The sequence below is a fragment of the Pseudomonas muyukensis genome (assembly GCF_019139535.1).
GTDB classification, from domain to species: Bacteria; Pseudomonadota; Gammaproteobacteria; order Pseudomonadales; family Pseudomonadaceae; genus Aquipseudomonas; species Aquipseudomonas muyukensis.
Window position 1 is genome coordinate 1 of sequence record NZ_CP077073.1, and the last position, 19988, is coordinate 19988.

A 19988-nucleotide genomic window follows, 5' to 3' on the forward strand; every position below is an offset into this window, starting at 1 on the left:
GTCGCGATGGGCTGCAAAGCAGCCCCGGCCATCTCAGCCCCTGAACAGATCCTGCCCCAGCACCAGTGTCTGCCCAACACCCTCCAGCCTTACCCGAGCCCCAGCGGCAAGCACAAATCGCGAACGTCGGGGTAACGCGCCCCTCTGTAGGAGCGGCCTTGTGTCGCGATGGGCTGCAAAGCAGCCCCGGCCATCTCAGCCCCTGAACAGACCCTGCTCCAGCACCAGTGTCTGCCCAACACTATCCAGCCTTACCCGAGCCCCCAGCGGCAAGCACACATTCGGATCACAATGCCCGCTGCGCCACCCGGCCAGCACCGGTACCCCGAGCGGGCCGAAGGTATCCAGCAGCAGTGGCGTCATCGCCGCCACGGTGATCCCGGCAAAGTCCCCCACCAGCACGCCACGCACCCCCTCCAGCTTGCCGGCCAGGCGCAGCTGCGTCAGCAAGCGGTCGACCCGGTACAGCGGCTCGTTGACGTCCTCGATGAACAGGATGCTGTCTTGGGTGTCGACTTGCGCCAGCGTCCCCAGCGTGGAGCCGAGCAACGACAGGTTGCCGCCGACCAGCCTGCCACTGGCCGTGCCCGGCACCACGCAGGTCAGTGGATAAGCCGACGGATGAGCGATCGCGTCTCCCGCCCGCAAGCGCCCGCCCAATTGCTCGAACAATGAGCGAACGGTCGGCTCCTGCTTGCCGCCCAGCAAGTCGGCGTTGAGCATGGCGCCATGAAAGGTGACCAGCCCAGTATGCCGGTTGAGCGCCGAATGCAGAGCGGTGATGTCGCTGTAGCCCACCAGCGGCTTGGGATGGCGACGGATCAGTTCGAAGTCGACCCGGTCCAGCAGGCGCATGCTGCCGTAACCGCCGCGCATGCACAGGATGGCGTCGATGTCCGGGGCACTGAACGCATCGTGCAGGTCACGCAGGCGCTGCTCGTCGCTGCCGGCGAGGTACCCGTCCGCTTGCAGTACGCCGGGGTAGATACGGCATTGCAGGCCACGGCTTTCGAACCACAGCCGCGCCTTGTCAGTATCCAGCCGCGCCGGCCCGGCCGGGGCGATGATGGCGAAGCGGGCGTTGTCAGGCAGGGCCTTGGGCAACAGGTACTCGGCAGTTTCCAGGCAATTCATCACGCCACTCCTTGCAGCTTGTCGCTTGAAACTTCTAGCTCAAAAAAAATGCCGATGCCGCCTTCCAGCGCGCATCGGCATGTCTCGCTCAAGCTCGCTTCAGAGCTTGATCTTGGCTTCGTGAGCCTGCTGGTCGGCGTGGTACGACGAACGCACCAACGGGCCGGAGGCGACGTTCTTGAAGCCCATCTTGTAGCCTTCCTCGGCGAACCAGGCGAAGGTGTCCGGGTGCACGAAGCGCTGCACCGGCAGGTGGTTGCGCGACGGTTGCAGGTACTGGCCCAGGGTCAGCATGTCGATGTCGTGCTCGCGCATGCGCTGCATCACCTCGATCACCTCTTCGTCGGTCTCGCCCAGGCCGAGCATCAGGCCGGACTTGGTCGGCACGTGCGGGACCATCTGCTTGAACTTCTGCAGCAGGTCCAGCGACCAGTCGTAGTCCGAACCCGGGCGCGCGGCCTTGTACAGGCGCGGCACGGTCTCGAGGTTGTGGTTGAACACATCCGGCGGGGTCTGCGCGGTGATTTCCAGCGCCACGTCCATGCGCCCACGGTAGTCCGGCACCAGGGTTTCCAGCTGCACGCCCGGCGACAGCGCGCGAATCTCGCGGATACAGTCGGCGAAGTGCTGGGCACCGCCATCACGCAGGTCGTCGCGGTCCACCGAGGTGATCACCACGTACTTCAGGCGCAGGTCGGCGATGGCCACGGCCAGGTTCTTCGGCTCGTCGAGGTCCAGCGGCTTCGGCCGGCCGTGGCCGACGTCGCAGAACGGGCAGCGACGGGTGCAGATATCGCCCATGATCATGAAGGTGGCGGTACCGCCAGAGAAGCACTCGCCCAGGTTCGGGCAGGAGGCCTCTTCGCAGACGCTGTGCAGCTTGTGCTTGCGCAGCAGTTGCTTGATGCGGTCGACCTCCGGCGAAACCGGGATGCGCACGCGGATCCAGTCGGGTTTCTTCGGCAGTTCTTCGGTGGGGATGATCTTCACCGGGATGCGCGCGACCTTCTCGGCGCCACGCAGCTTCACGCCCGCCTCGACTTTCTTCGGCGCGGGGCGCGGGGTGACGTCTTGCGTCGGGATCAGGTTCGGCACGGCTTCTTGCACAGTTGTCATAATCAGTCGATTCCGCCCGTCAGGGTCGTCTGCTCAGCATAGTCGAGGTGCCTGACCAGCTGTCCGCGCAGCCTTGTCCTGACCTCGTCGAGTTCGATCGGGCCTGCCAGGTCGCGCAGCTGGGTCATGGCCAGCCCCGCATACCCACAGGGGTTGATTCGGCGGAATGGCGCAAGGTCCATGTCCACGTTCAAGGCAAGGCCGTGGAACGAACGGCCGTTGCGAATTCGAAGGCCAAGTGACGCGATCTTCGCGCCATCGACATAGACGCCAGGGGCGTCGGGTTTTGCCAGCGCCTGCACGCCGTAGCTGGCGAGCAGGTCGATGAGGGTCAGCTCGATGCGGCTGACCAGCTCGCGCACGCCGATGCTCAGGCGTCGTACATCCAGCAGCAGGTAGGCCACCAGCTGGCCGGGGCCATGGTAGGTGACCTGGCCGCCGCGGTCGGTCTGCACCACCGGGATCTCGCCAGGCACCAACAAGTGCTCGGCCTTGCCGGCCTGGCCCTGGGTGAACACGGGAGGATGCTCGACCAGCCAGACTTCGTCCAGGCTGTCCGGGCCACGCTGCTCGGTAAAGCGGCGCATGGCCTCCAGCACCGGCTCATAGGGCTGCAGGCCAAGGTCGCGAATACCGAGCACGCCAGGCATCACAGCACCATTTTCACGATGCCGGTAGCACGCAGGGCGCTGTTGATGTCGTGCAACTGGTCCTCACCGGTGGCAACGATATGCAGCTGCACCGTGGTGTACTTGCCTTCCTTGCTCTGGCGTTCGGCCAGGGTCGACAGGTCGACCTTGGCGTACTTGCTGAGGATCTCGATCACCGTGTCCTTGAAGCCGACAACGGTATCGCCGATCACCTTGATCGGGTAATCCTCGCAGGGGAATTCGATCTTGTGCGACTTGACGTCTTCTTCGCTCATGGCGGTAACGGCCTCGTAAGCCGTGGCAGCAACAGCGCCCCCGCCTGGTTCACAGGGGCGTGGCGGTCACGTATCAGTTGAACAAACCGTAGAAGAACAGACGGATGCTGTCCCACATGCGGCCGAAGAAACCCGCTTCCTCGACGCCGTCGAGGGCGATGAGGTCAGCGCTGTGAACCACTTTCTCGTCCAGTTTGACTTCCACTTTGCCGATCACGTCACCTTTGGCGATCGGTGCGGTCAGTTGCGGGTTCATGGTCATCGAAGCCATCAGACGCTTAAGCTGGCCTTTAGGCATGGTCATGGTCAGGTCGTTGGCCAGACCCGCCTTGACCTGGTTGGTCGCGCCTTTCCATACCTGGGCTTGAGTCAGCTCGGTGCCCTTCTGGTAGAAGGTCTGGGTTTCGAAGAAGCGGAAACCGTAGGTCAGCAGCTTCTGGGTCTCGGCGGCGCGGGACTGCTCGCTGTTGGTGCCGAACACCACGGCGATCAGGCGCTGGCCGTCACGCACGGCCGAGGCGACCATGCAGTAGCCGGCTTCGTCGGTGTGGCCGGTCTTCAGGCCGTCGACGGTCTTGTCACGCCACAGCAGCAGGTTGCGGTTGGGCTGCTTGATGTTGTTCCAGAAGAACTCTTTCTGCGAGTAGATGGCGTAGTGCGCCGGGTCTTCGTTGATGATCGCCCGTGCCAGGGTGGCCATGTCGTGGGCCGAGGAGTAGTGCTCCGGGTTCGGCAGGCCGGTCGGGTTCATGAAGTGGCTGTTGGACATGCCAAGGTCGGCGGCAGTCTTGTTCATCATGTCGGCGAAGGCGTCTTCGCTGCCGGCGATGTGCTCGGACAGGGCGACCGAGGCATCGTTGCCCGACTGGATGATGATGCCGTGCAGCAGGTCGCTGACGGTGACCTGGCTGCCGACCTTGATGAACATGCGCGAACCGCCGGTGCGCCAGGCGTTTTCGCTGACGGTGACCGGGTCGTTCTCGCCGATCTGGCCACGACGGATGTCCAGGGTGGCGATGTAGGCGGTCATCAGCTTGGTCAGGCTGGCTGGCGGCAGGCGCTCGTCACCGTTGTTCTCGACCAGCACGTTGCCGCTGGACGCGTCCATGAGTACATAGGACTTGGCGGCCAGTTGTGGTGGTGCTGGCATCATCTGCTCCGCTGCGAAGGCAGCAGGCGTGATCATCAGCAGAACGGGCAGGCAAAGTCGTTTGGCAAGGTTGGTGATGTTCATCCGTCTCTCGTAAATCGCTAATGGTCTGATGTTCCGTGGGCAAGTTCGTTTGCCCAGCGCCCCGTCAGTCTAGTTTTATGGCCGTGGCCTGGCCCGAAAAGTGCGGCGTTATGCCGCTGCGGGCAAAAGCGGCATTGTACATACCTGCGCCCGGCAATTCATGAACAAACCGACAGATCGGCGTGTCGATTCATCGCGGGGCAAGCCCGCTCCCACGCTATCTGCAATGCCGGACGTGGGAGCGGGCTTGCCCCGCGATGGGTCTCAATCAGTGACCACCTTGGCCTGGCCCAGGTTCGCCAGGCGAATGCTGTCCTGGGCCTGCTGGATCTCGCCCTGGCTGTTGATCGGCCCCAGGCGCACGCGGTGCAGGGTCTGCTGGTTGCGCACGATGGAGCTGATGAACACCGGCGCACTGACCATGCTGCTCAACTTCGAGCGCAACAGCTCGGCGGCGTCCGGGTTGGCGAAGGCGCCGACCTGCAGGAAGCTGCCGCCGTTGCCGGCCGGCACGTTGTTGCCCGCCACCTGCACCGGCACCACCGGCGCCGCGTGCTGCTGGGGTGGCGGGGTCCATTGCTCGACCCGGCCGCTGCTGGCCGCGATCGGCTGCGCCTGGGCCACCTGCGGCTCCTTGAGCACCATCGGCGGCTGCTGGCCACGCTGGGCCCACCATTGCTGCGGGTCGATGCCCTCGACGCGCACATGGGCGGTACCGCTCTCGGCGTAGCCGAGCTTCTTCGCCGCCGCGTAGGACAGGTCGATGATGCGGTCGGAGTAGAACGGGCCACGGTCGTTGACCCGCAGGATCACGCTGCGGCCGTTGGCCAGGTTGGTCACCCGCACATAGGCCGGCAGCGGCAGGGTCTTGTGCGCCGCGCTCATGCCATAGAGGTCGTAGAGCTCGCCGTTGGCGGTGTTCTGCCCGTGGAACTTGGTGCCGTACCACGACGCGGTGCCCTCGGCGCGATAGCTGCGCGAGTCCTGCATCGGGTAGTAGGTCTTGCCCAGCACGGTGTAGGGGTTGGCCTTGTAGTTGCCGGTGTGCACCGTCGGGGTGGCGTCGGGGATCTTGTTGACGTCGACGTCCCACCAGGGCGCGCCGTCCTTGTGCGCCCGGTTGATGTCCAGGCCCGGCTGCGCGCGCACGGTATTGCTAGTGCCGCCCTGGGGGCTGCTGGGCCGGCTCGACGAGCAGCTGGCCAGGACCAGGCCGGCGGCGACGCAGGCAAGCAGTTTGAAGCCATTGGCTGTAAAGAGTTCGCGCATTTACTTGACGCCCCGTGCCAGAACCAGCTGTTCGGATAGCTGATGCACCGCCATGGCATACATCACGCTGCGGTTGTAGCGAGTGATCGCGTAGAAATTCTTCAGGCCCATCCAGTATTCCGGGCCGTGCTCGCCCTCCAGACGGAAGGCGGTTACCGCTTGCTCATCGCGCAGCGCATCATCGCCCGACCAGCCCAGCGCCCGCAACTGCGCCACTGTCCTGACCGGCTCGATACCTGTGGTCAGGCCTTCGTCGGCTCGCTCGCCGCGTACCTGGGCGCGACTGACCACAGGCTCCCCGGCAACCCAGCCATGGCGCTTGAAATAGCTGGCAACGCTACCGATGGCGTCGTCCGGGTTGTTCCAGATATTGATGTGGCCGTCGCCGTCGAAGTCCACCGCATAGTTGCGAAAGCTGCTCGGCATGAATTGCGGCAGGCCCATGGCGCCAGCGTACGAGCCCTTGAGGGTCAGCGGGTCGAGCTGCTCCTCGCGCGTCAGCAGGAGGAACTCACGCAGCTCCTTGCGGAAGAATTCGGCGCGCGGCGGGTAGTCGAAGCCCAGGGTCGACAGGGCATCGATGACCCGGTAGTTGCCGGTATTGCGCCCGAAGAACGTCTCCACGCCGATGATCGCCACGATGTACTGCGCCGGCACGCCGTATGCCTGCTCGGCGCGGGCCAGCACCGCCTCGTGCTGGCGCCAGAAGTCCACCCCGCGGGCGATACGCGCGTCGGTGATGAACATCGGCCGGTATTCCTTCCACGGCTTGACCCGCTCGGCCGGCCGCGAGATCGCATCGAGGATCGACTGCTTGCGCTGCACCTCGGCGAACACGCCCAGCAGTTGCTCACTGGCAAAACCGTAGTCGCGGGTCATCTCGCCGACGAACTCGGCCACCTGGGGCGAGCCGTCGTAGTCACCGGCACTGGCCTGCTGGATCGCGCCGCACAGGCTCATCGCGCCGATCCACGGTACCCAACGGGCCGCCCAACCACGTACTGCTTGCATGAAATTCTTCACCTTTTTCAAACCTGTGCAATCCATTTGCGGTGCGTATGGATCGACATCAGAACGCCAAACGCTGACAGCAGCGTCACCAACGAAGTTCCGCCATAGCTGATGAAGGGCAGCGGCACGCCCACCACGGGCAGTAGGCCGCTGACCATACCGATATTGACGAACACATAAACAAAGAAGGTCATGGTCAGGCTGCCGGCGAGCAGCTTGCCGAACAGGGTCTGGGCCTGGGCGGTGATCATCAGCCCACGGCCGATCAACAGCACGTAGATCAGCAGCAGCAGGCAGATGCCCACCAGGCCGAACTCCTCGCCGAGCACGGCGATGATGAAGTCGGTGTGGCTCTCGGGCAGGAAGTCCAGGTGCGACTGGGTACCCAGCAGCCAGCCCTTGCCGAACACCCCGCCGGAACCGATCGCCGCCTTGGACTGGATGATGTTCCAGCCGGTGCCCAGCGGGTCGCTCTCGGGGTCGAGGAAAGTCAGCACGCGCTGCTTCTGGTAGTCGTGCATGACGAAGAACCACATCGCCACCGCCACCGGCACCGCCGCCGCCACCACGCTGACGATCCAGCGCCAGCGCAGGCCGCCCATGAACAGCACGAAGGCGCCGGAGGCGAGGATCAGCAGCGCGGTGCCCAGGTCGGGCTGGCGCACGATGAGGATGAACGGCACGCCGATCATCACCAGGCTGATCGCCACATGCTTGAGGTGCGGCGGCAGGGTGCGCTTGGACAGGTACCAGGCGATGGTCGCCGGCATGATGATCTTGAGGAATTCCGAGGGCTGGAAGCGGATCACCCCGGGGATGTTGATCCAGCGCGTGGCGCCCATGGCGTTATGGCCCATGACGTCCACCACGATCAGCAGCACGACCCCGACCACATAGGCCAGCGGCACCCAGCGCGCCATGAAGCGCGGCTCGAGCTGGGCGATGACGAACATCGACACCAGGCCGATGCCGAACGAGGTGGCCTGCTTCATCAGCAGGTCCCAGTTCTTGCCACTGGCCGAATACAGCACGAACAGGCTGCCGGCGGCCAGGGTCAGGAGGATGAGCAGCAAGGGGCCGTCGATATGGATGCGCTGCAGGAAGCTGGCGCGCCGGCGCATCACGTCCTCGCTGGAGAGCATGCGATCGAAATTGTTCTTCACGGGGCCGATTCCTGGGCAACGGTGGCGGGGGCGAACTCGGGCTTGAGCCGGCCGTTTTCATCGAGCAGCCAGGCATCCATGACCTGGCGGACCACGGGGGCGGCGACGCCGGAGCCGGACTCGCCGTTCTCGACCATCACCGAGACCACGATCTTCGGATCGTCGGCCGGGGCGAAGGCAACGAACAGCGCGTGGTCGCGGTGACGCTCCTGAAGCTTGTTGCGGTCGTACTTCTCGCCCTGCTTGATCGCCACCACCTGGGCCGTGCCGCTCTTGCCGGCGATTCGATACGGCGAGCCGATGGCGGCCTTGCGCGCGGTACCGCGGGCGCCGTGCATCACCTGCTCCATGCCGTGGGTGACCTTGGCCCAGTCGGACTTGTCGCGCAGGACGATGTTCTCCATCGGGTTGTCGTCCACCGGCGGCTGGCCTTCGATGGTCTTGGCCAGGTGCGGGCGGTTCCACACCCCTTTGTTGGCGATCAGCGCGGTGGCCTGGGCCAGTTGCAGCGGCGTGGCCTGCATGTAGCCCTGGCCGATGCCGAGGATCAGGGTTTCGCCGGGGAACCAGGCCTGGCGACGGGTGGCGCGCTTCCATTCGCGCGACGGCATCAGGCCGGGGGATTCCTCGAACATGTCCAGCGCGACCTTTTGCCCGATACCGAACTTGTTCATGTAGGTGGACAACCGATCGATACCCATCTTGTGCGCAAGATCGTAGAAATACGTGTCGTTTGACCGCATGATCGCCACATCGAGGTCTACCCAGCCGTCACCGTAGCGGTTCCAGTTGCGGTACTTGTGGTCGTAGTTGGGCAATTGGTAGTAGCCAGGGTCGAACACCCGGCTCGAGGCAGTGACCACGCCGCTGTCCAGGCCGGCGATGGCCACCGCCGGCTTGATGGTCGAGCCCGGTGGATACAGGCCGCGCAATACCCGGTTGAACAGCGGCCGGTCGATCGAGTCACGCAGTTCGGCATAGGCCTTGAAGCTGATGCCGGTGACGAACAGGTTGGGGTCGAAGCTTGGCTGGCTGACCATCGCCAGCACCTCACCGGTGCGCGGATCGAGGGCGACCAGGGCGCCACGACGCCCGCCCAGGGCCTGCTCGGCGGCTTCCTGCAGCTTGATGTCCAGGCTCAGGACAATGTCCTTGCCCGGTTTCGGGTCGGTGCGCTTGAGCACCCGCAGCACGCGGCCGCGGGCATTGGTCTCGACTTCCTCGTAACCCACCTGGCCATGCAGCTCGTCTTCGTAGAAGCGCTCGATGCCGGTCTTGCCGATATGGTGGGTACCGCTGTAGTTCACCGTGTCGAGGGTCTTGAGCTCCTTCTCGTTGATCCGCCCCACATACCCCACCGAGTGGGCGAAATGCGCGCCCTGGGGGTAATGCCGCACCAGCTGCGCGGCCACTTCCACGCCGGGCAGGCGGAACTGGTTCACGGCGATGCGGGCGATCTGCTCCTCGGTCAGCTCGAACAGGATCGGCACCGGCTCGAACGGCCGGCGCCCCTGCTTCATGCGCTTCTCGAACAGGGCGCGGTCATCCGCGGTAAGCTGCAGCACCTCGACGATCACATCCAGCACGTCCTGCCACTTGCCCGGGTTGCCTGCGCGCTCGCGGGTCATCACCAGGCTGAAGCTTGGCCGGTTATCCGCCACCACCACGCCGTTGCGGTCGAAGATCAGGCCACGGGTCGGCGGAATCGGCTGCACGTGCACCCGGTTGTTCTCCGACAGCGTCGAGTGGTAGTCGTACTGGATGACCTGCAGGTAGTACAGCCGGGCGATCAGCACGCAGACGAGCAGCACCACCGCCACGGCGCCCACGACGACGCGGTTGCGCACCAGGCGGGCGTCTTTCTCGTGGTCCTTGAGGCGGATCTGCTGCGGCATCGGACAGGCTTACAGGTTCATTTGTGGTAGGGATGCCCGGACAACACGGTCCAGGCGCGGTAGATCTGCTCGCCGATGAGTATCCTTACCAACGGGTGCGGCAGTGTCAGCGGCGACAGCGACCAGCGCTGTTCGCTGCGCGCGCAGACTTCCGGCGCCAGCCCTTCCGGGCCGCCCACCATCAGGTTGACCGTGCGCGCGTCCAGGCGCCAACGGTCCAGCTCGCCCGCCAGTTGCTCGGTGCTCCAGGGCTTGCCATGGACCTCGAGGGTGACGATGCGTTCCCCGGGCTGCACCTTGCTCAGCATCGCCTCGCCCTCCTGACGGATCAGGCGGGCGACGTCGGCGTTCTTGCCGCGGGTGTTCAGCGGGATTTCCACCAGCTCCAGCGCAAGCTCCGAGGGCAGGCGCTTGGCATATTCATGCCAGCCTTCCTCGACCCACTTGGGCATGCGCGAGCCGACCGCGATCAGGCGCAGACGCATGGCGCGACCTTACTCGCGACCTTTGAGCTTGTCGGCATACTCGTGGGCATGCTCCGGGCTGTGGTGCTTGCCATCGGCCGAACGGCTCTGCTCGGCGCCCAGCCACAGGCGCTCCAGGTCGTAGAACTGGCGCGCGGCGGCGGTCATCATGTGCACGATGACGTCGTTCAGGTCCAGCAGCACCCAGTCGCTGTCGCCCTTGCCTTCTTCGCCCAGCGGCTGCACGCCCTTGGCCTTGACCGCTTCGCGGACCTTTTCCAGCATCGCGCTGATCTGGCGGTTGGAAGTACCGGTGGCGATGATCATGTAGTCGGTCAGGCTGTGCTTTTCACGCACGTCGATGACCTGGATGTCCTGGGCCTTGACGTCTTCCAGCGCGGCCTTGGTCAGCTCGACCAATTCTTCGCCGCTGATGCCATTGATTTTCTGCTTGGTCATATAAAACTCGTTCAACTCATTGATTGAGGCGCCCATGGGCGCCGTCAGTTGGACGCACGATACAGGTCGTGCGCCTCGATGTAGGCCAGTACTGCGTCCGGCACCAGGAACCGCGCCGACTTGCCGCTGGCCAGCAGCTGTCGGATCTGCGTGGCGGACACCGCGAGCGGGGTCTGCCAGACGAACGAAATGTGCCCCGCCGGGCCGGACATGGCGGTGGGATCGCTCTGCGAACGCGCCGCCAGCAAGTTGCGCAGCGCGTCGGGGGGTTCGACATCGGCATCCGGGCGTTGCAGCACCAGGATGTGACAGTGTTGCAGCAGTTCTTCCCAGCGATGCCAGCTGGGCAGGCCACAGAAGGCGTCCCAGCCCAGCACCAGGAACAACTGGTCATGGGTGTTCAGTTCAGCACGAAGCGACTCGAGGGTGTCGATGGTGTACGACGGCTTGTCGCGGGCCAGCTCACGATCATCGACACTCAGGCAGCCAACCCCGGCCACCGCGCCGCGCACCATGGCCAGCCGGTCCTGGGCCGACACCTGCGGCGTGTCGCGGTGCGGCGGCCGCGCGTTGGGCAACAGGCGCAGTTCGTCCAGGCGCATGAACTCGGCCACTTCCAGCGCGCTGCGCAGGTGACCGATATGCACCGGGTCGAAGGTGCCGCCGAGAATGCCGACGCGGCGGACGGCCACAGGCTCGCTCAACTCAGCACGACTCCTGGCCGCGCAACTGGCCGTCGCCGATCACCACGTACTTCTCGCAAGTCAGGCCTTCCAGGCCGACCGGGCCACGGGCGTGCAGCTTGTCGGTGGAAATACCGATCTCCGCGCCCAGGCCGTACTCGAAACCGTCGGCGAAGCAGGTCGGGGTGTTGAGCATCACCGAGGCCGAGTCGACCTCGGCCATGAAGCGCCGGGCCTGGCCCTGGTGCTCGGTGATGATCGAATCGGTGTGGTGCGAGCCGTAGTGGTTGATGTGCTCGATGGCCTGCTCCAGGCCATCGACGACGCGAATCGACAGGATCGCGTCGAGGTATTCGGTGTGCCAGTCGTCTTCGCTGGCCGGCGTCGCCGCAATGATCGCCCGGGTGCGCTCGCAACCGCGCAGTTCGACGCCTTTTTCCTGGAAGCGGCGGGCCATCTCCGGCAGGAAGCGCTCGGCCACGCGCTGGTCGACCAGCAGCGTTTCCATGGCGCCGCAGATGCCATAGCGGTAGGTCTTGGCGTTGAAGGCGACGCGCCAGGCCTTGTCCAGGTCGGCGTGCGCGTCGACGAAAACGTGGCAGATGCCGTCCAGGTGCTTGATCACCGGCACCCGGGCGTCGCGGCTGATGCGCTCGATCAGGCCGCGGCCGCCACGGGGGACGATGACATCGACGAATTCCGGCATGCTGATCAGCGCGCCCACGGCTTCGCGGTCGGTGGTCTCGACCACCTGCACCACCGCCGGCGGCAAGCCGGCCTCGGCCAGGCCACGCTGGATGCAGGTGGCGATGGCGCGGTTGGAGTGGATGGCCTCGGAGCCGCCACGCAGGATGGTGGCGTTGCCCGACTTCAGGCACAGGCTGGCGGCGTCGATGGTCACATTGGGGCGCGACTCGTAGATGATGCCGATCACCCCCAGCGGCACACGCATCTTGCCAACCTGGATGCCCGACGGGCGGTAGCTCATGTCGCGGATGGCGCCGACCGGGTCCGCCAGGCTGGCCACCTGGCGCAGGCCGGTGATCATGCTGTCGATGCGTGCCGGGGTGAGCGCCAGGCGGTCGAGCAAGGCCGGCTCCAGGCCGTTCTTGCGGCCATTGGCCAGGTCCTGTTCATTGGCTGCGGTGAGCGCGTCGCGGGCCGCGTCGAGGGCGTCGGCGGCGGCCTGCAGGGCGCGGTTCTTCTGCGCGGTGCTGGCACGGCCGATCACCCGCGAGGCCTCACGGGCGGCGCGACCCAGGCGGGTCATGTAGTCAAGAACGGACTCGGTCATGGGTTCGGTGTCTTGGCAAAGGGGAAATCGGCTGATTATAACTGGCGCGCTCCGGTACGCCCAGCGGCGGGTGGCGGATGGTCGAAAATGAGCGCAGCAATGTGCAGGAAAGATGTAACCAATCTTCGCAGCTTCTACCCCGTTCCCGCATCCTCCCTCGAAATCCGGGCAGGCATGGGAACGGGCTTGCCCCACGACAGCATCAGCCTGATTCAGCCTCGCTTCAGCCATTCGTTGCTATCATCCCCGCCTTCACCACCACGAACCCCGCCCGCATGCCCGAACAAGCCCCCTGCCCGGCCCGCGCCCTGCCCGACAGCTTCTTCGACCGCGACGCCCAGACCCTCGCCCGCGACCTGCTGGGCAAGATCATTCGCCATCGCCATGGCGACCTGTGGCTGGCCGCGCGCATCATCGAGACCGAGGCCTACTACCTCACCGACAAAGGCAGCCATGCCTCCCTCGGTTTCACCGAAAAACGCAAGGCGCTGTTCCTCGACGGCGGGCACATCTACATGTATTACGCCCGCGGCGGCGATTCGCTCAATTTCAGCGCCCACGGCCCCGGCAACGCGGTGCTGATCAAGTCGGCGTTCCCCTGGACCGACGCCCTGTCGGGCGACAACAGCCTGGCGCAGATGCAGTTGAACAACCCCGATGCCAGCGGCAACCTGCGCCCGCCCGAGCGCCTGTGCAACGGCCAGACCCTGCTGTGCCGGGCCCTGGGCCTGAAGGTGAGGCAGTGGGACGCCCAGCGCTTCGACCCCGAGCGGCTGTATGTCGAGGATTGCGCCATCGCCGTGCCACGGGTGATCCAGACCACCCGCCTGGGCATTCCCCACGGCCGCGACGAACACCTGCCCTACCGCTTCGTCGATGCCGAGTACGCGCGCTTGTGCACGCGCAACCCCTTGCGCCGCGGCCAGGTCGAAGGCCAGGATTTTTTCATGCTCGAACAAGGAAACTGAACCATGGGCCAATGGCTCGATAGCCTGACCGCCTGGCTTGGCGCTCACCCACAATGGCTCGGCCTGGCGATCTTCGTCATCGCCTGCGTCGAGTGCCTGGCAATTGCCGGCATCATCGTACCCGGTACCGTGCTGCTGTTCGCCGTCGCCGTGCTGGCCGGCAGCGGTGCCTTCAGCCTCGGCGAGACCCTGCTGCTGGGCTTCCTCGGCGGCCTGCTGGGCGATGCGATCTCCTACGGCATCGGCAAGTACTTCCACCAGAACATCCGGCGCCTGCCGCTACTGCGCAGCCACCCGGAGTGGATCGGCAGCGCCGAGGCGTACTTCCAGCGCTACGGCATCGCCAGCCTGCTGGTCGGCCGCTTCATCGGCCCGCTGCGGCCGATGCTGCCGATGGTCGCCGGCATGTTCGACATGCCGCTGCCGCGTTTCATCGCCGTAAGCCTGGTGGCCGGCGCCGGCTGGTCGGTGGCCTACCTGCTGCCGGGCTGGGCCACCGGCGCGGCGATGCGCCTGCCCCTGCCCGAAGGGTTCTGGCTGGACGCAGGGATCGTGGTCGGCACCCTGGCGGTGCTGATCGGCCTGAGCCTGAGCACCAGCATTCGCGACCAGCGCCATGGCACCCGGCTGATCGCCGCCCTCAGCGGCCTGGCCGTGGCCGCGCTGTTCATCGGCTGGCCGTACCTGAGCGAGTTCGACCAGGGCGTGATGACCCTGGTCCAGGAACACCGCAGCCAGGTGATCGACGGCACCGTGGTGCTGGTCACCCGCCTGGGGGATTTTCGCACCCAGTTCTTCCTCGGCGGGCTGCTGACCGGCCTGCTGTTGCTGGCCCGGCAGTGGCGCCATGCGCTGTTCGCCGGCAGCGCGCTGATCGGCACGGCCCTGGCCAACGGCACGCTCAAGTGGCTGTTCGCCCGCGCCCGGCCCGAGGTGCTGGCCGATCCGCTGACCAGCTACAGCATGCCCAGCGGGCACAGCTCGGCATCGTTCGCCTTCTTCCTGGTGCTGGCGCTGCTGGCCGGGCGCGGCCAGCCGCCGCGCATGCGTCTGACCTGGGTGCTGCTGGGGTGCATTCCGGCCCTGGCCATTGCCCTGTCGCGGGTGTACCTGGGGGCGCACTGGCCGACCGATATCCTCGCCGGCGCACTGCTGGCCTGTTGCGTGTGCGCCTTGAGCCTGACCCTGGTGCAATATCGCCAGCCGCTCAGCGCCCTGTCGCAACGGGTGTGGTGGCTGGTGCTGCCGGCGTGCGTCGCGTTGCTGGCGTTCTTTGCCCTGCACGCGCTGCCCAAGGCGTTGCTGCGCTACCAGTACTGATACGGCCTTTTGCAGCACCGCGAATCCCTGTAGGAGCGGCCTTGCGTCGCGAAAGGGCTGCACAGCAGCCCCGGCGATCGCCAATATCGCCAATATCGCCAAAATCCCGGGGCCGCTTCGCGCCCCGTTCGCGACGCAAGGCCGCTCCTACCGGGATCGCATGGGCCGCTGATCAGGCGAACAACTCGCCCTGGATGCGCTCGAGCAACGCCTGGATCGCCTCCAGCTTGAGCTGCGGCGAATCGATCGCCAGCAGGTCGAGCTTGTCCTCTTCCACGAACGGCAGCAGGTACGCCAGCTGGTTGGCCAGCGACTGGCGCCCATCGACATCGCGGGGCATGTCCAGCGCCTCCACCATCGGGTGCTCGCCCAAGGCCAGCAGCAACGCCAGCAGGTCGTCGTCATGCTCCACCAGCGGGCTGTCCGCCAGCTCCGACAGCCACTGCACCTGCGCGACCAGCAACTGGTCCTTCTGCACTTCTGTGCGCTCGACGCGAAACCGCCGCACGCCCTCGACACGAATGCCCAGCAGGCCATTGTCCTGCTGCACGAAATCGCGAATCAGCGCCTCGCAGCCGAACTCGGCCACCAGCGGCGGCGCCTTGCCCACCTGCTCGCCTTCGAGAATGCACACCACGCCAAAGCCTTCGCCCTGCTTCATGCAGCGGCCGATCATGTCCAGGTAGCGCGCCTCGAAGATCTGCAAGTCGAGCAGGCAACCGGGAAACAGCACGGTATTGAGGGGAAACAGCGGTAGCGTCATCTTTGCTCCTCAAGCCACCAGGCTGACCGCCAACGGCAGGAACACCGCCGTGGCCACCCCCATCAGGCTCATCGCCAGCGCGGCGAAGGCGCCGCATTCGTCACTTTCCTGCAAGGCCACCGAAGTGCCCACCGCATGGGCGGTCACGCCCAGGGCCATGCCCCGGGCCTCGGCGCTGAGCACGCCGCAGCGGCTGAGCAACACCGGGCCGAAGATCGCCCCGATCACCCCGGTGATCAGCACGAACACCGCCGCCAGGGCCGCCACGCCGCCGATCTGCTCGGCCACCAGCATGGCGATCGGCGAGGTCACCGACTTCGGCGCCATGGTCATCAGGATCATGTGCTCGGCGCCGAACCACCCGCCCAGCACCAGGCACGCCACGGTGGCGAACAGGCCTCCGACTACCAGCGTAGTAAATGTCGGCCAGAACAGCTGGCGGATGCGCCGCAGGTTGAGGTACAGCGGCACGGCCAAGGCCACGGTGGCAGGGCCCAGGAGGATGTTCATGATCTCGGTGCTCTTGCGGTACTCGGCGTAGTCGATGCCGCAGGCCAGCAGGATGCCGATCACCACCAGCATCGACACCAGCACCGGTTGCAGGAAGATCCAGCGGGTCTTCTCGAATGCGGCCAATACCAGCTGGTAGGCGGCCAGGGTGATGCCGATGCCGAACAGGGGATGGTGGATGACCGCGTCGAGCGCGCCGTGCCAGTCGAGGGTCATGGCTGCTCCTCGCGCTTGCCCTGGCGCTGGATGAGCTTTTCCATCAGCACGCCGACGAACACCAGGGTGAGCAGGCAGGAAATCAGCAGCGCCCCGGCAATGGCCCAGAAGTCGGCGGCGATGTCCCTGGCATAGACCATCACCCCCACCGCTGGCGGCACCAGCAGCAACGGCAGGTAGCGCAGCAGGCTGCTGGCGGCCTCGTTGAGCGGCTTGCCCACCTCGCCGCGCAGCATCAGGTAGGCCAGCAGCAACAGCAGGCCGATGATCGGCCCGGGCAGGATGTGCAGGAACAGGTGGTTGATTGCCGTCCCCAGCAACTGGAACAGCACCAGCCAGGTCAAACCACGCAGCAGCATAAAGACCTCCCTCAGAGCATGGCGGCCATTATAAGCACGCTAAGCAACTGTCTATAAGGCGATATTCGGCGAAATGCTGGCAACTTGACTGAAGCGATTGGCCGTGCTGATCTTGCACACTCGTACCAAATGACCTCATGGAGAAGTCGCGATGCCCTATGTACCCGTTACAGCGCTGTCGCAGTACGTTGGCAAGGAACTGGGACGTTCCGAATGGCTGAAGATCGACCAGCAACGCATCAACCTGTTCGCCGAGGCCACTGGCGATTTCCAGTTCATCCATGTCGATCCGGTGAAGGCGGCCAAGACCCCGTTCGGCACCACCATCGCCCATGGTTTCCTTACCTTGTCGCTGATCCCCAAGTTGATGGAAGACATCCTGGTGCTCCCCGAAGGGCTGAAGATGGTGGTCAACTATGGGCTGGACAGCGTGCGTTTCATCCAGCCGGTGAAGGTCGACAGCAATGTGCGACTGAAGGTGGACCTGGTCGACGCCACCGAGAAGAAGCCCGGCCAGTGGCTGCTCAAGGCCACTGCCACCCTCGAGATCGAAGGTGAGGAGAAACCGGCCTATATCGCCGAACCGCTGTCGCTCTGCTTCGTCTGATCCTGCGCGAGAGCCCACTGGCTGGCGAAGCGGCACCTGGCACCGGCTACGCCGGTGTTCGCCAGCAAGGCCGGCGCCTACACGGGCCTTCGCGGCCCAATTCACGCCTCCTGGCATTCTGCGGCATACTCGGCGCATCGTTTTTTGCGGAAGCCGCCATGCGCCCCCTGCTGCCCTTGACCCTGATCCTGCTGCTCACTGCCTGCGGCGAAGGTGAACCCCTGACACCGCCGGATGCGCGCCTGCCCGACGGCGGCCGCTACCGGGGCCAGGTGGTGAACGGCCTGCTGCAGGGCGAGGGGCGCATCGACTACCCCAACGGCAGTGGCTACGCCGGCAGCTTCAAGGACGGCCAATGGCACGGCCAGGGCGAATGGCACGGCAGCAACGGCGAGGTCTACCGTGGCCAGTTCAGCGAGGGCCTGTTCCACGGCCTGGGCGACCTGACCACCCCCGGCAGCCACTACGCCGGCACGTTCAAGCACGGCCGCCGCGATGGCGAAGGCACCCTCAAGCAACACGACCAGACCTACCGTGGCCAATTCAAGGACGACCAGTACGACGGCGCCGGCCAGCTCGAACTGGCCGACGGCAGCCGCTACCAGGGCCTGTTCGCCCGGGGCAAGCCCAACGGCGCGGGGGTGCGCAGCGACGCCAGCGGCAATCAGTTCAGCGGCCACTTCATCGATGGCCAGCTGCAGGGCGCCGGCACCTACGACAGCGCCGACGGCGAGCAGTACATCGGCGAATTCAAGGACAACCGCCTCGAGGGCCGCGGCCGCTACGAAAGCGCTGACGGCGATGTGTGGATCGGTGACTTCAAGGACGGCTCGCTGGTTGGCGAGGGCGAGCTGCTGGGCAGCGATGGCAGCCGCTACAAAGGCGGCTTTCGCGACTGGCGCTTCAACGGCCTGGGCACCTTGCAACTGGCCGACGGCAGCCAGTACGCCGGCGGCTTCGCCGACGATGCCTACCAGGGCCATGGCCGCCTGAGCCATGCCGACGGCCGCGTCGAGGCCGGCACCTGGGTCAATGGCGTGCGGGTGCGCGACGAGCACGGCACGCTGCTGCCCGACCCTTTGGACCTGGCCCTGCTCAACCAGGGCAAGCTGCTGGAGGATGCCCTGGCCAAGGTGCCACGCACGCTGCCGCCGGTGCAGCTGTACAGCCTGGTGGTGGCCGGCGATGGCCAGCAGAGCGTGTTCCTGCGCGAAGCCGACTATGTCAGCAACATGCTCAAGGTGCGCTTCGGCGCCCATGGCCAGGTCACCCTGGTCAACCATCGCGACCACCTGGCCGACCGGCCCATGGCCACCCGCGAGAACCTCACCCGCGCCGCGCGCACCCTGGCCGAGCGCAGCGGCCCGGAAGACCTGATCTTCATCTACCTGACCAGCCATGGCAGCCAGGATCACCAGCTGGTGCTCGACCAGCCACGCCTGCAACTGGCCGACCTGTCCGCCGACGAGCTGGCCAGCGCCCTGGCACCGCTGAAAGACCGCGACAAGGTGGTGGTCATTTCTGCCTGCTACTCCGGGGGCTACATCGCCCCGCTCAAGGACCAGCGCACCCTGATCATGACCGCCGCACGCCCGGACCGGGTGTCGTTCGGCTGCTCCGAGGAGGCCGACTTCACCTATTTCGGCGATGCCCTGTTCGCCCAGGCGCTGAACCAGACCGACGATCTGAAACAAGCGTTTGAACTGGCGCGACAAAGCGTTGCCGAACGAGAACGAAGGGAAGGCTTCGAAGCCTCGCAGCCGCAGCTCTGGGCGCCGCCTGCGGTAGTCAGCCACTGGCAGCGCCTGCGCCGGCAACAGGCCGAGCAAGCCTTGCGCAATGAAGCCCAGCCAGCTTCGGGGCAACAGGCGAAAACACCTGGCGCCCACTAAGCTCAGTAGTAACAAGGGAGAGACATCATGTACTTGACGCCTCAGCATGTCCTGCTTGCCGGTGCCACGGGTCTGACAGGTGAACACCTGCTCGACCGCCTGCTCAACGAACCCACCATCAGCCGCGTGCTGGCGCCGACCCGTCGGCCGCTGGCCGAGCACCCGCACCTGGAAAACCCGGTGGGCGACCCGGCCGTGTTTCTCCCGCAACTGGCCGGCCGCGTCGATATCGCCTTCTGCTGCCTGGGCACCACGCTCAAGCAGGCCGGCTCGGAAACCGCCTTTCGCGCGGTCGACCTGGACATGGTCGTGGCCTTCAGCAAACGCGCCCGGGAGATGGGCGCGCGCCATCTGCTGGTGATCAGCGCGCTGGGCGCCGATGCCAAGTCGTCGATCTTCTACAACCGGGTCAAGGGCGAAATGGAAGAGGCGCTCAAGCAGCAGGACTGGCCGCAGCTGACCATCGTGCGGCCATCGTTGCTGCTGGGCGAGCGTATCGAGCCGCGCCTGGGCGAGCGCCTGGCGGCGCCGTTCTCGCGACTGATACCGGGCAAGTACCGTGGCATCGAGGCCTGTACCCTGGCCCGGGCGCTGTGGCGCCTGGCACTGGAAGAGGAAGACGGGATCCGCGTGGTCGAGTCGGACGAGTTACGTAAGCTGGGCAAGAAGTAGCCCAGCAGGCCTCATCGCGGGGCAAGCCCGCGAT

21 protein-coding genes are annotated in these 19988 nt (G+C 65.7%); 5 read left to right on the top strand and 16 right to left on the bottom strand.

All coding sequences use genetic code 11. The features are described 5' to 3' along the window. Window positions 1-195 precede the first annotated feature (195 nt). The 13 genes from KSS95_RS00005 to KSS95_RS00065 form a co-directional block, all read right to left on the bottom strand. Complete coding sequence (locus KSS95_RS00005; protein ID WP_217850483.1) at window positions 196-1134, bottom strand: S66 peptidase family protein; 939 nt, start codon at window positions 1132-1134, stop codon at window positions 196-198. 99 nt (window positions 1135-1233) lie between these two features. Then, window positions 1234-2250: a lipoyl synthase gene (gene lipA / locus KSS95_RS00010; protein WP_225935547.1), complete on the bottom strand. Its 1017-nt coding sequence runs from the start codon at window positions 2248-2250 to the stop codon at window positions 1234-1236. 2 nt (window positions 2251-2252) lie between these two features. After that, window positions 2253-2900 (bottom strand): lipoyl(octanoyl) transferase LipB, encoded by a 648-nt coding sequence (gene lipB, locus KSS95_RS00015; RefSeq protein ID WP_217850485.1) that lies wholly within the window; start codon window positions 2898-2900, stop codon window positions 2253-2255. Continuing rightward, window positions 2900-3175, bottom strand: a complete 276-nt coding sequence (locus tag KSS95_RS00020; RefSeq protein WP_023630272.1) for a DUF493 domain-containing protein — start codon at window positions 3173-3175, stop codon at window positions 2900-2902. Before KSS95_RS00020 ends, lipB begins: the two co-directional genes overlap by 1 nt. A 73-nt stretch (window positions 3176-3248) precedes the next feature. Then, window positions 3249-4409: a D-alanyl-D-alanine carboxypeptidase family protein gene (locus KSS95_RS00025; protein WP_217850486.1), complete on the bottom strand. Its 1161-nt coding sequence runs from the start codon at window positions 4407-4409 to the stop codon at window positions 3249-3251. 264 nt (window positions 4410-4673) lie between these two features. After that, entirely contained in the window at window positions 4674-5678 is a 1005-nt protein-coding gene (locus KSS95_RS00030) for a septal ring lytic transglycosylase RlpA family protein (protein ID WP_217850488.1), read from the bottom strand. After that, the gene (gene mltB, locus KSS95_RS00035; protein WP_217850489.1) at window positions 5679-6689 is read right to left on the bottom strand and encodes a lytic murein transglycosylase B; all 1011 of its coding nucleotides are present in this window, start codon (window positions 6687-6689) and stop codon (window positions 5679-5681) included. It abuts the gene before it with no gap. Between the two features lie 17 nt (window positions 6690-6706). Further along, window positions 6707-7810, bottom strand: a complete 1104-nt coding sequence (gene rodA, locus KSS95_RS00040) for a rod shape-determining protein RodA (protein WP_167659498.1) — start codon at window positions 7808-7810, stop codon at window positions 6707-6709. A 38-nt stretch (window positions 7811-7848) separates the two neighbouring features. After that, window positions 7849-9747, bottom strand: coding sequence for a penicillin-binding protein 2 (mrdA, locus tag KSS95_RS00045; RefSeq protein WP_217850490.1), 1899 nt, complete (start codon window positions 9745-9747; stop codon window positions 7849-7851). A 17-nt stretch (window positions 9748-9764) separates the two neighbouring features. Next, a complete protein-coding gene (gene rlmH / locus KSS95_RS00050) occupies window positions 9765-10232 on the bottom strand; it encodes a 23S rRNA (pseudouridine(1915)-N(3))-methyltransferase RlmH (RefSeq protein WP_011535845.1) in 468 nt (155 codons plus the stop codon). A gap of 9 nt (window positions 10233-10241) precedes the next feature. Further along, window positions 10242-10670 carry a ribosome silencing factor gene (gene rsfS, locus KSS95_RS00055; RefSeq protein ID WP_217850491.1) on the bottom strand — a complete coding sequence of 143 codons (429 nt, stop codon included), beginning with the start codon at window positions 10668-10670 and terminating at the stop codon, window positions 10242-10244. 44 nt (window positions 10671-10714) lie between these two features. Continuing rightward, the gene (gene nadD / locus KSS95_RS00060) at window positions 10715-11374 is read right to left on the bottom strand and encodes a nicotinate-nucleotide adenylyltransferase (RefSeq protein WP_217850492.1); all 660 of its coding nucleotides are present in this window, start codon (window positions 11372-11374) and stop codon (window positions 10715-10717) included. Between the two features lies 1 nt (window position 11375). Beyond that, the gene (locus KSS95_RS00065) at window positions 11376-12647 is read right to left on the bottom strand and encodes a glutamate-5-semialdehyde dehydrogenase (protein ID WP_217850493.1); all 1272 of its coding nucleotides are present in this window, start codon (window positions 12645-12647) and stop codon (window positions 11376-11378) included. A 275-nt stretch (window positions 12648-12922) separates the two neighbouring features. Between KSS95_RS00065 and KSS95_RS00070 the strand changes: the two genes are divergently transcribed. Next, window positions 12923-13615, top strand: coding sequence for a DNA-3-methyladenine glycosylase (locus KSS95_RS00070; RefSeq protein WP_217850495.1), 693 nt, complete (start codon window positions 12923-12925; stop codon window positions 13613-13615). A 3-nt stretch (window positions 13616-13618) separates the two neighbouring features. Beyond that, a complete protein-coding gene (locus KSS95_RS00075; protein WP_217850497.1) occupies window positions 13619-14935 on the top strand; it encodes a bifunctional DedA family/phosphatase PAP2 family protein in 1317 nt (438 codons plus the stop codon). Window positions 14936-15107: 172 nt separating this feature from the next. On the opposite strand, the gene KSS95_RS00080 is transcribed toward KSS95_RS00075, so the two are convergent. From KSS95_RS00080 to KSS95_RS00090, 3 genes are read right to left on the bottom strand one after another with little or no spacing between them, the layout of a single operon-like run. Then, window positions 15108-15698, bottom strand: a complete 591-nt coding sequence (locus tag KSS95_RS00080; protein ID WP_217850499.1) for an LON peptidase substrate-binding domain-containing protein — start codon at window positions 15696-15698, stop codon at window positions 15108-15110. A gap of 9 nt (window positions 15699-15707) precedes the next feature. Beyond that, window positions 15708-16424, bottom strand: coding sequence for an LrgB family protein (locus KSS95_RS00085; protein WP_217850501.1), 717 nt, complete (start codon window positions 16422-16424; stop codon window positions 15708-15710). Beyond that, the gene (locus KSS95_RS00090) at window positions 16421-16783 is read right to left on the bottom strand and encodes a CidA/LrgA family protein (protein WP_217850509.1); all 363 of its coding nucleotides are present in this window, start codon (window positions 16781-16783) and stop codon (window positions 16421-16423) included. The genes KSS95_RS00085 and KSS95_RS00090 overlap by 4 nt, the downstream gene beginning before the upstream one ends. A 151-nt stretch (window positions 16784-16934) precedes the next feature. Between KSS95_RS00090 and KSS95_RS00095 the strand changes: the two genes are divergently transcribed. The 3 genes from KSS95_RS00095 to KSS95_RS00105 all read left to right on the top strand — a co-directional run bounded on the left by KSS95_RS00095 (window position 16935) and on the right by KSS95_RS00105 (window position 19954). Next, window positions 16935-17390, top strand: coding sequence for a MaoC family dehydratase (locus KSS95_RS00095; RefSeq protein ID WP_217850517.1), 456 nt, complete (start codon window positions 16935-16937; stop codon window positions 17388-17390). Window positions 17391-17548: 158 nt separating this feature from the next. After that, window positions 17549-19282: a C13 family peptidase gene (locus KSS95_RS00100; RefSeq protein ID WP_217850519.1), complete on the top strand. Its 1734-nt coding sequence runs from the start codon at window positions 17549-17551 to the stop codon at window positions 19280-19282. Between the two features lie 27 nt (window positions 19283-19309). Next, a complete protein-coding gene (locus tag KSS95_RS00105) occupies window positions 19310-19954 on the top strand; it encodes an oxidoreductase (protein WP_217850524.1) in 645 nt (214 codons plus the stop codon). Window positions 19955-19988 lie beyond the last annotated feature (34 nt).